Raw genomic sequence first — 9,643 nt, 5'->3', positions numbered from 1 at the left:
GGCTTTGTTGAATAAATCAGATTTCGGGTAAGTCTCCCCCGTAGCGGGTTGTGTTTTCAGGCAATACGCACGCTTTCAGGCATACCTGCTTTCGTCATTTTGTTCAGCGCTCGTACCAGGGCCATAGCCTCCGCAACCTGACCATCGTAGTCACGCAGCGTCAGTGAACCCCCGAACAGCTGTTTTACCCGGTACATCGCCGTTTCCGCTATCGAGCGACGGTTGTAATCTGTTGTCCATTTCCACCGCGCATTACTCCCGGTCATTCGCTGATTAGCCACTGCACGGTTACGGTCTGCATATTCACCGGGCCAGTAACCCGCACCTTTTCGGGGAGGGATAAGCGCGCTGATTTTCTTACGCCGCAGTTCATCGTGACATAGCCGGGTATCGTAAGCGCCATCGGCGGCGGCTGACCTGATTTTCCGGTGGGTTTGCCGGATTAACCCGGGGAAGGCCTCTGAGTCCGTAACGTTGTTCAGCGACAGGTCAGCGCAGATGATTTCATGTGTTTTACTGTCAACGGCGAGATGCAGCTTACGCCAGATACGGCGGCGTTCCTGGCCATGCTTTTTGACTTTCCACTCGCCTTCACCGAAGACCTTCAGCCCGGTGGAATCAATTACCAGGTGTGCGATTTCACCCCGGGTGGGCGTTTTGAAACTGACATTAACCGACTTTGCCCGCCTGCTGACACAGCTGTAATCCGGGCAGCGTAGCGGAACGTTCATCAGAGAAAAAATGGAATCAATAAAGCCCTGCGCAGCCCGCAGGGTCAGCCTGAATACGCGTTTAATGACCAGCACAGTAGTGATGGCAAGGTCAGAATAGCGCTGAGGTCTGCCTCGTGAAGAAGGTGTTGCTGACTCATACCAGGCCTGAATAGCTTCATCATCCAGCCAGAAAGTTATGGAGCCACGGTTGATGAGGGCTTTATTGTAGGTGGGCCAGTTGGTGATTTTGAACTTTTGCTTTGCCACGGAACGGTCTGCGTTGTCGGGAAGATACGTGATCTGATCCTTCAACTCAGCAAAAGTTCGATTTATTCAACAAAGCCAAGTAATTATCGAAGGTACTGTAGGCCGTGAGCCTGAAATCCGACAACACCCTACCCACGGCATCTACGCAAAGATTTATGTAACAACATCTGAGTCCTCAATGGAGGATAAATCTGGTCTGGAGAAAATTACGGAAGAACACTATCAGATCATTTTGCTTGGTCAATTTGCTGATGTGGCCCGCAATCATCTTCATGTCGGGACAGGAGTGTACCTGGAGGCCCAATTGCGTACCCGCCTAATCAAGGAGGATGGTAAAGAACGCTTCTTTATGGACGTACTTGTCAACCCCGTGAAGGGGCATGTTCTTCGCAAAGTCAATGTAGGCGGTAATAAACTGGTGAGTCGTCACCTCCAGCAGAACCGTGGGCAGGATCACCGGCAGAATACCAGTTATAGCCGCAGGCCACAAAACACGAACGCGAGGCCAGCAACACCACGCAACTCGCCCCCAACAATGGAAAATTATTATTTGGGAAATCAGGATGAAGTTCCAGGAAGCACTGGTGCTTATGGAACTGAGATAGCCTTTTAATGATTAGCAGCATATCTGTTTTAATTTGTATCATAACTAATGGGGAATTATTGCCGTGAATGAATTCAATAACGCACTCCAGACGATACTGGAAAATGGGTCTATGTCATATGGCCAGGCTGCTATTTATGCCGGTGGTGCAATTTGCGTTGCGGCCCTTTTTTCGGCGATACTCAGAAGTGGACTACTGGTAATTTTGGGAATTGTCTCAGGCTTTTATCTGTTCAGTCTCAACACTCCAGACAGTACACTGGCGTATACTGCTGCTGCCTCAGACCGTCTCATCGAGCAGGTTAAAGCTGTCGGTGGATGCGCCACTAGACACATTGAGGATGCGCAAACTCTGGGTATCATCATAAAAAATGGCGATGTTATCGAGATAGCAAAGCAGTGCGGTATTATAAAATAATAACCGTAGCATATTATGATTGATGAATGCCTGAATGGTAATCTGCTCGCGGATTACCATTATTTTTTGAGATGTCTTATAGAACTTATCTAAAATTACATACGACTGTCATGACAGTATAAGGTCTTTATGAAAAACGTCGTCAAAACTTTACTACCCTCAGTGAACACTGGTGATCAAGACGAAAGCGTAAAATCGGATACGCTGACTGGCACTACTAAACCCTGCGACCACGGACTGGTTCATAATCATCTTTTAGGGCAGGAGGCCTGTTACTATGCCAAACACTAACGACTCGCTGACAGGACTCAACGTCGAGCTCGTTGGTGCATCGAAACAAGAGTTTACTCTCCTCACTGAAAACCATCTGATGCGCCGCATCATAGTGGCTTTATCTGAGTTAATGCGTAACGCGGAAGGCGTGATGATTGATTCTCATGTTTACCCATGGGATCAAGTTCTCCCTGCTGCGATGGACATTCCATCATCCAACGCTTCTGATGAAGAGATACAGAACTGGATGATCAGTGCCTGTAAGGAGTGGCAGTGCGAATACAATCGCCGGGTTCAGTCGTTTACCGCATCAGAAGTAAAAAGCAAAAGCGACACCGAGAACGATAACCTATTCCTGCTGAATATCACCAACCTAGCCCATATGCTGATTGACCGGTTACTGCCGTTTGTCAGTATCGAGGAGATTAATCATGAGGATCCAGATTTACTCCCCCAAGTTATTGATATCGTGAATTATATGGTTGGTGTTATAAATGGTACAACCAGCACACAACAAGTCAGACAAGAATTGTTTACTGCCGGTGCTGATGACGCAGTATTTGCACTCAAACTAAAGCACAAAGAGCTAACCAGCCGGGGTGAAGATGCTGGATGGCTTGAAGAGGCAATGAAGATAATCGAAGAAAACAAACGCCAATCCATCGACTTTATGCAGCGCAGCTAATCGTTCCCATAATAAAAGGGTAATGCTATGAGTAAACATCTGTACTGTATTAAGGGTGTTTTAAAACCCAGGAAATTTTCTGTAAGTCTGATAAGAAATAAACTTAGCTCATTTGGTTTAAGGGGAAGTACTCTTCGTAGCGAAACCGCTCGCATTCTTGCCGGGCCAATAGATGGTATTAAGGGTACGTATCCCTTCGGCTGGTCAGAAGAACATTTTGACCGCAGGATGAAACGCATATTCATTCGCGCCGGTAATGCTTCCAGACTTTCTGATAATCGTCCATTTGCATTAAAACGACGCAGCGCTTTAACTATCAGTAAAAAGTATCTTTCTGTGTAACCACCAGCAGACGAGTTTTACTCGTCTGCCTGGCCCCATGCCTCTAATCTTCGCACCCGAAATGAAGTTGCCTGGAGTTCTCCTGATGAAGTTAACTCAAATGAAACTGTAAGATCGTTTTTGTTCCGGTACTTCCATACATAGCCATTTTGCTGCAATGTTTTGAGTGACTTACGTAGGTTGGGCTCAGCTACATCCTGGCTGTCTGGAACAGAGTTAATAAACCCCAGCAACCTGGTGAATGGCACTATCGCAGTGCCTTTTTCTTTGCACAAAAGAAGAAGTACCAACGCATCCTTCTGAATACGGGAAAAGCGCTCCAGGCGATGTTCAGTACCATCTCCCTGCATATTGGCATTGTTCATAATCAACCTAATCATATGGGATATGATTAAGGTTAAAAAACACCCCCCGTTTTGTCACCCTTTTTTTTTCTTACTCACCACTTAAAGCAGTAAGCTCAGTTCGATAAATCTGAATTAAATAAGGCGAGGTTATATGAAAACGAAATTATTGCTGGCGCTAATTGCGGGATCGACTTTCTGCATCAATATTGCTGAAGCCAATATTCCTCTTAGAGCAGATGGAAGTCCGGCAGCGGGGCAGACACCAACTCAGTTCATTCAGCTTAAAAATGAATGTCCTGAATGCGTCATGGTCGCAACTGATGTAGTAAAGATGCGTAGCGATAGCTGTAAACAGCAGGCATCCATCGATTCTACAATCCTACAGGATCCTGTTTACGCATATCTCAACAGTATCCGTCTGGTAGTTGCCGGGAATGGTGGTTATGCAAGTCCAATCTATACATCCGCCCGTCAGGTCGTAGCGTCAAACATCAATTGCAGTGATGCAAACGACTGGGTAGCGAGAAGTAAAACGGTAATGGATAACACCTTCAAAACGCCGTAAACAATCCCTGAATATTTCGTTGCAGTAATGCTATCCCGTAGTATGACGTTAAAGGCGGAGCTTTGAATCGGGAAAAAATAACTACTGCACTTAGAGGTATTTATATGGGTCGTCACTTTACTGGTCTGATTGATAGTTCGCAGCAAAATTTTACAATGCCAATCCGTCCGTATGGACGGAGCCGCATGGCTGCAAAATTAAAAGGAATCTCCCGATTGAAAAAATCTGAAAAGCATGACGATGAATATCCTGATGAACTCTGGAAATTTATGAGTCCTTCAGAGAAAGCTAAATTTCTGGTCGCGGATGTATTTTCACGCAGTAGTAAAGACTCTTCCGCCATTCAACCGGGAGAACATAAGCAAAAGGAGCATGATAATGAGCACTGATAATTTACTAGCAGAACTCACTTCAAAAACAGGCCTGACAGAAACGGAACTTAATCGGCAGGCATTGATTATCGGTTTGATGGCATTGTGCCACCCGGATGCTATTGCCGGTGATTTGGTGAGCGCGGCACTTACGGGGTCATACTCAGATAGTACTGATAAACTACTTACCCGTGGTGATAACGCATCAGACAGTGTGTTGATGTCCATGCGTATCTTACTTCACCGGTTGAGTAAGTATGAAGGGTCTGATGGCAAAGTAGGTCAGATCAATAAAATGATGCACCGACTCGGCTACTTTAAGGCATCCGATGTGTTACGCGAGGCTCAATAAAGAGGCTCAATTTATGTTCACCATGACGAATTTCGCGTCCAATATTCTTGACATGGTTTTTCTATCAGAAATGGAAGGGGAACTCATTTATATAAAAGCGCTTAGCGGCGTTACTGGTTACGTTCCTCAGATCCATCTTTTCCGCCTCCAGCTTATCGCATTTGATATAGGTTGGTACTACGAGTACAGATTGAATTCAGGCAACCTCATTATAAAGGAAATTGTTGAGGCCATCACATCTCTTGGATGTGCTTTAAATGAATACCAATGGCAGTTCGCGTTTGAATTAGGTTATCGCCGTCACCACAAATAAACTTCATTTTTTCATAATTTGCTATTCGTCACTTGATTGACCGGGGGTACGATTAATTTAACACGGATAATTATGGGAGACAGTAAAATGACAGACGCATCTACAATAGACGCAGTTCAACCAAAGGCAAGACGCTTATCATTTAAAGAGCTTCCAGGGTTTGATATTTCTGCTGAAGCACTTCTCAAAATTATCGAAATGCCGTGTATGGTTATTCGCCGGTCTCCTGCAATGAAAGTACTGGAGATGATCACGCTGCGGTTACGTGGGGATTGTCTTTCTGCCCTTGGCATTGACTTAAACTCTGCCCAAATTACCAGTAAAGGGACGGTATCGGGGGGCAATGGTGATATGGACGTATCAGTACCTGCAACACAACTCTTTTCTTTAATCCGCAACATGCGCGGCGAAGATGAAATTAACGTCCGCTTCCATGCGGCAAAAAACCATCTTGTCATTCGCACCGACAAAAACTCCTATAACATCCCGGTTTGCTTAGACCATATACCCGAAATTCAGGCTAAGACGCTGGAACATAATTACAGCGTTTACTTTCCAACGCAGATGCTGAGTCAGATTATCAAGCGTGTCAGCCACGCTGCGGCTCAGAACGATGTCCGCTTTTATATGAATGGGGTCTACCTCGGTATCGATAATGGCCAATTTATTGCTGTAGCCACTGATGGACATCGTATGGCCGTCAGTTCTCATGATATCGACTTCAGCGATGACGTGGGCGATGAGATTCAATCTCCGACAGCTCCTACCTCTATCAGTAACACGAATGCAGGTGTGATTTTACCCAACGGGGTTTTCCCCGTGCTCCATAAAATCCTGAGCGGTAGCCAGGGTCAATTCAAAATTGACTACAGCAACCGTAACCTGACATTTACGCTCGGAAGCCATACAGTCATTTCAAATCTTGTCGATGGCCGTTACCCGGACTGGAAGCGCGTGGCCAGCACGGTAGCCAAAAATACTGAACTGTTTAAGGTTGATCCTTCTGAACTCACCACCGCACTAAAACGCGCAACCCCATTGCTTAAAGAGGGCTCGCCAAACAACACCAGTGTTTGTGTGATGTCATTCAAAGACAACGCCCTACAGCTTAAGTCGCCCGGCTCAAATGCAATCAGTTGCAAAGAGGTGATGGACATTGCGAAAGAGGCAGGCGAGCCCGAAACAATTGTTGATATCGGTATGAATGCCGATTACCTCCTGGAATCACTGGCAAGCCTGGGGGCGTGTTCGGAAGAAGGAGAAGCCGCACAGATTGCTTTGCGTGATACAACGACCGGCATATTGATTTCAGTAAACAAAAACAATTACGACATCATCATGCCTGTCCGTGTCTGACAAAACGCTCTCGTTTTGTCGGCCTTTTCGAAATAGCCAATTTCATGGGCGTGATAACGTTAAAACAAGCTTCCTGACGGGATGGCTATATGCCATCTCGCTCCCATTGGTCGCGATCACTGCGTCCTAATATTCTGGAGCCAGAATGAAATGAAAAGCGTTCTGAAGTGGGTAGGAGCCAAACACAACATTATGGCAAGTCTTAAGCATGTACTACCGAAAGGTGGTCGGCTTATTGAGCCCTTTGGCGGTTCAGGCGCTGTAATGATGAATACGAATTACCCAGAATACATTTTGGCCGATATTAATAGCGACCTGATCGATACATACCAGAGTATTTTTAAGTCGCCTGAAAAGGTACTTTCTGAGCTTAAACGCCTTTACTGTCTCGGGCGTTCTGAGGACGCCTATTATGAGCTGCGAAGCCAGTTCAATAATCATGATAGTGCAAGTGACACTCAAGCTGCTCTGTTTATCTATCTGAATAGGTTTGGCCATCGCGGACTATGCCGATACAACCGGAAAGGCATCTTTAACGTCCCCTGGGGTTATTACGCCAACCCCTATCTCCCAGAGACAGAGTTATACGCAATGGCTGAGAAAATGTCCTCAGCAACTTTACTTTGCGCCAGCTTCCAGACCACGCTATCAATGGCCCGCCCGGGTGATGTGGTGTATTGCGACCCACCATATGTTAATCCCGGCAGATTCACGGCTTACCATGCCAGCGGTTTTACACCCGCTATGCAGATTGAGCTTACCAAACTGCTCCAGTTGCTGCCTGAACGCGGGGTTCATGTCATCGCATCATGCCACGATGCGCCTGATATTCGTGAGCTTTATCAAGCCTTCGCTATTCATGGTGTGACTGCCCGGAGAAGCATATTTAAAGGCAGCGGGGATGGGAAAAAAGCTTCAGAAATCTTCGCGGTCAAATTAGCGGATAACTCGAAAAAGGGAGCTGCGGCATGAAACGCTTCCATTGTTCTGAAAAGCTGCATAACCCAGAGACTGAGAAATTTTGTCAGGATATCGCCGAACAATATCGGACAGCACCTGATATTGCCGTGGCGCAGTTTAAACAAGTGCTGAGCTCTAAGCCTCTAACTTACTGGGAGTGTGTCGTGATCCGCGAGCGTGTCTCTGACCTTATTAAAATTAATCAAGCAACAGCTGAGGGCCACGATGAGCCAATTTAAACCCAAAAGCCTTGTAGTCTACCGCATCCAAAAAGCTCTGGAATTAGACAAGCTGGATGAACAGTTAAGTGAGTTGAAATACACTCCCTGCGGGCCTAATGATATGGCACGGTCAGGATGGATCCCGCCATTGGGTGAAGATGTCGAGCTGTTAAAGCATGAGTCGAATAATCTCATTCTTCTGACTGTTAAGCACGAATCGAAAATACTTCCTCCCGCGACCATCAAAGAAATTGTGCGAACCCGGGTTCAGAAACTGGAGAAAGAGCAAAACCGCAGGCTAAAGAAAATGGAGATCCAGGCCGTCAACGATGCCGTGCTCGCTGAGCTCATACCAAAGGCTTTCAGCAAATACAGCACTACAAACATTTGGGTGGATACTAAATCACGTCTACTGCTTGTTGAGACCACCAGCCATAAAAAAGCAGATGATGTAACAGCTTTGCTACGTAAAACTATTGGCTCACTTCCAATTATCCCATTCACGCTGGAAACGCCGGTAGAACTGACGTTAACAGAGTGGGTCAAAACAGGAAGTCTGCCGCCTGGCCTAGCTTTATGCGACGAAGCCACGCTCAAAGATGTGCTCGAAAACGGGGGGGTCGTTACAACAAAACGCCAGGATTTGATATGTGATGAGATCGCTCATCACATCGAGGCCGGAAAGCTTGTGACAAAGGTTGCACTGGGCTGGATGAACCAGATGTTTTTCATCCTGAATGACAATTTCATCTTTTCACGACTGACCTTTACGGAAGAACTTATTGAACAGAACGATGACATTTCGCCAGAAGATCACGCCCAAAGATTTGATGCCGATTTCGTTTTGTTTACCTCTGTTGTTATGGAGGTTCTGGACACAATGATAAAAGCCCTCGGGGGTGAAAGCCCAGGACTCATCACAACGCCGTCAGACGAACAACAAGGTGTCGCGGCAGAAGCCAAACAACCAGAAAAAACCTTCCATTAAAGGGCTGAGAGATGATTACAGCTACAGAACTCCAAGAGTTATCACGCCAGGTTGAAAATGCTAACATTGCCCGAGCCCTGGCAGTTAAAGAGTTGGTTAAAGAGACAAGAGATCGTCAGTTTTCATTGTGGGCGCTATTTATTGGTCTCTTCAGAGAGACACCGGCGCGAAAAAAGCTGAACGAATGTGAATTGCATCTTAACCTGCTGCTGCCAAAATGCAGGAGCATCTTTCTTCAATACGTAGTTATGTCCTCGTTGGAAGAAATTTCGAAATCACCAGATTGTGAGATTTATCAGCATCTAGGGAAGGTGCGAACAAGTCCCTGATATGAGATCATGTTTGTCATCTGGAGCCATGGAACAGGGTTCATCATGAGTCATCAACTTACCTTCGCCGACAGTGAATTCAGCAGTAAGCGCCGTCAGACCAGAAAAGAGATTTTCTTGTCCCGCATGGAGCAGATTCTGCCATGGCAAAACATGGTGGAAGTCATCGAGCCGTTTTACCCCAAGGCTGGTAATGGCCGGCGACCTTATCCGCTGGAAACCATGCTACGCATTCACTGCATGCAGCATTGGTACAACCTGAGCGATGGCGCGATGGAAGATGCTCTGTACGAAATCGCCTCCATGCGTCTGTTTGCCCGGTTATCCCTGGATAGCGCCTTGCCGGACCGCACCACCATCATGAATTTCCGCCACCTGCTGGAGCAGCATCAACTGGCCCGCCAATTGTTCAAGACCATCAATCGCTGGCTGGCCGAAGCAGGCGTCATGATGACTCAAGGCACCTTGGTCGATGCCACCATCATTGAGGCACCCAGCTCGACCAAGAACAAAGAGCAGCAACGCGATCCGGAGATGCA

At 46.6% G+C, this 9,643-nt stretch carries 15 protein-coding genes and 1 pseudogene; 14 read left to right on the top strand and 2 right to left on the bottom strand.

Annotation, left to right across the window (positions count from 1 at the left end; translation table 11 throughout):
- Nucleotides 1-56: 56 nt before the first annotated feature.
- Nucleotides 57-1,025, bottom strand: coding sequence for an IS5-like element IS903B family transposase (locus OGY19_RS17060; protein ID WP_000654812.1), 969 nt, complete (start codon nt 1,023-1,025; stop codon nt 57-59).
- Nucleotides 1,026-1,044: 19 nt separating this feature from the next.
- Here OGY19_RS17060 and OGY19_RS17055 point away from each other — a divergent pair, with 19 nt between their 5' ends.
- From OGY19_RS17055 to OGY19_RS17040, 4 genes are all read left to right on the top strand, one after another.
- Nucleotides 1,045-1,593, top strand: a complete 549-nt coding sequence (locus OGY19_RS17055) for a single-stranded DNA-binding protein (RefSeq protein WP_081365510.1) — start codon at nt 1,045-1,047, stop codon at nt 1,591-1,593.
- Nucleotides 1,594-1,648: 55 nt separating this feature from the next.
- Nucleotides 1,649-2,002, top strand: a complete 354-nt coding sequence (locus OGY19_RS17050; protein ID WP_154050669.1) for a hypothetical protein — start codon at nt 1,649-1,651, stop codon at nt 2,000-2,002.
- A gap of 277 nt (nt 2,003-2,279) precedes the next feature.
- Entirely contained in the window at nt 2,280-2,960 is a 681-nt protein-coding gene (locus tag OGY19_RS17045; protein WP_007372161.1) for a hypothetical protein, read from the top strand.
- A 27-nt stretch (nt 2,961-2,987) separates the two neighbouring features.
- A complete protein-coding gene (locus OGY19_RS17040; protein ID WP_127649449.1) occupies nt 2,988-3,302 on the top strand; it encodes a hypothetical protein in 315 nt (104 codons plus the stop codon).
- Between the two features lie 17 nt (nt 3,303-3,319).
- Here OGY19_RS17040 and OGY19_RS17035 read toward each other — a convergent pair whose 3' ends face one another.
- On the bottom strand, nt 3,320-3,667 hold the full coding sequence (locus OGY19_RS17035; RefSeq protein WP_127649446.1) for a hypothetical protein: 348 nt from the start codon (nt 3,665-3,667) through the stop codon (nt 3,320-3,322).
- Between the two features lie 133 nt (nt 3,668-3,800).
- On the opposite strand from OGY19_RS17035, the gene OGY19_RS17030 reads away from it, so the two are divergent.
- From OGY19_RS17030 to OGY19_RS16985, 10 genes and pseudogenes are all read left to right on the top strand, one after another.
- Complete coding sequence (locus OGY19_RS17030) at nt 3,801-4,214, top strand: hypothetical protein (RefSeq protein WP_007372162.1); 414 nt, start codon at nt 3,801-3,803, stop codon at nt 4,212-4,214.
- 62 nt (nt 4,215-4,276) lie between these two features.
- Nucleotides 4,277-4,603: a hypothetical protein gene (locus tag OGY19_RS17025; RefSeq protein ID WP_223227020.1), complete on the top strand. Its 327-nt coding sequence runs from the start codon at nt 4,277-4,279 to the stop codon at nt 4,601-4,603.
- Complete coding sequence (locus tag OGY19_RS17020; RefSeq protein ID WP_032951317.1) at nt 4,593-4,937, top strand: hypothetical protein; 345 nt, start codon at nt 4,593-4,595, stop codon at nt 4,935-4,937. Before OGY19_RS17025 ends, OGY19_RS17020 begins: the two co-directional genes overlap by 11 nt.
- Before the next feature lie 13 nt (nt 4,938-4,950).
- Nucleotides 4,951-5,250, top strand: coding sequence for a hypothetical protein (locus OGY19_RS17015; RefSeq protein WP_009653866.1), 300 nt, complete (start codon nt 4,951-4,953; stop codon nt 5,248-5,250).
- 87 nt (nt 5,251-5,337) lie between these two features.
- The gene (gene dnaN, locus OGY19_RS17010) at nt 5,338-6,606 is read left to right on the top strand and encodes a DNA polymerase III subunit beta (RefSeq protein ID WP_286596875.1); all 1,269 of its coding nucleotides are present in this window, start codon (nt 5,338-5,340) and stop codon (nt 6,604-6,606) included.
- Nucleotides 6,607-6,756: 150 nt separating this feature from the next.
- On the top strand, nt 6,757-7,578 hold the full coding sequence (locus tag OGY19_RS17005) for a DNA adenine methylase (protein WP_007372165.1): 822 nt from the start codon (nt 6,757-6,759) through the stop codon (nt 7,576-7,578).
- Nucleotides 7,575-7,805: a hypothetical protein gene (locus OGY19_RS17000; protein WP_007372166.1), complete on the top strand. Its 231-nt coding sequence runs from the start codon at nt 7,575-7,577 to the stop codon at nt 7,803-7,805. The genes OGY19_RS17005 and OGY19_RS17000 overlap by 4 nt, the downstream gene beginning before the upstream one ends.
- A complete protein-coding gene (rdgC, locus tag OGY19_RS16995) occupies nt 7,792-8,775 on the top strand; it encodes a recombination-associated protein RdgC (protein WP_007372167.1) in 984 nt (327 codons plus the stop codon). The genes OGY19_RS17000 and rdgC overlap by 14 nt, the downstream gene beginning before the upstream one ends.
- An 11-nt stretch (nt 8,776-8,786) precedes the next feature.
- Entirely contained in the window at nt 8,787-9,104 is a 318-nt protein-coding gene (locus OGY19_RS16990; protein WP_250133976.1) for a hypothetical protein, read from the top strand.
- Between the two features lie 45 nt (nt 9,105-9,149).
- Nucleotides 9,150-9,643, top strand: a pseudogene (locus tag OGY19_RS16985) (IS5-like element IS5B family transposase); the annotation flags it as partial.

Origin of the sequence: Citrobacter sp. Cy070 (assembly GCF_030332245.1) — a bacterium.
GTDB lineage: Bacteria > Pseudomonadota > Gammaproteobacteria > Enterobacterales > Enterobacteriaceae > Citrobacter > Citrobacter youngae.
The sequence above is the reverse complement of the archived record's forward strand: the minus strand, read 5'-3'. Positions and strand labels throughout refer to the sequence as shown.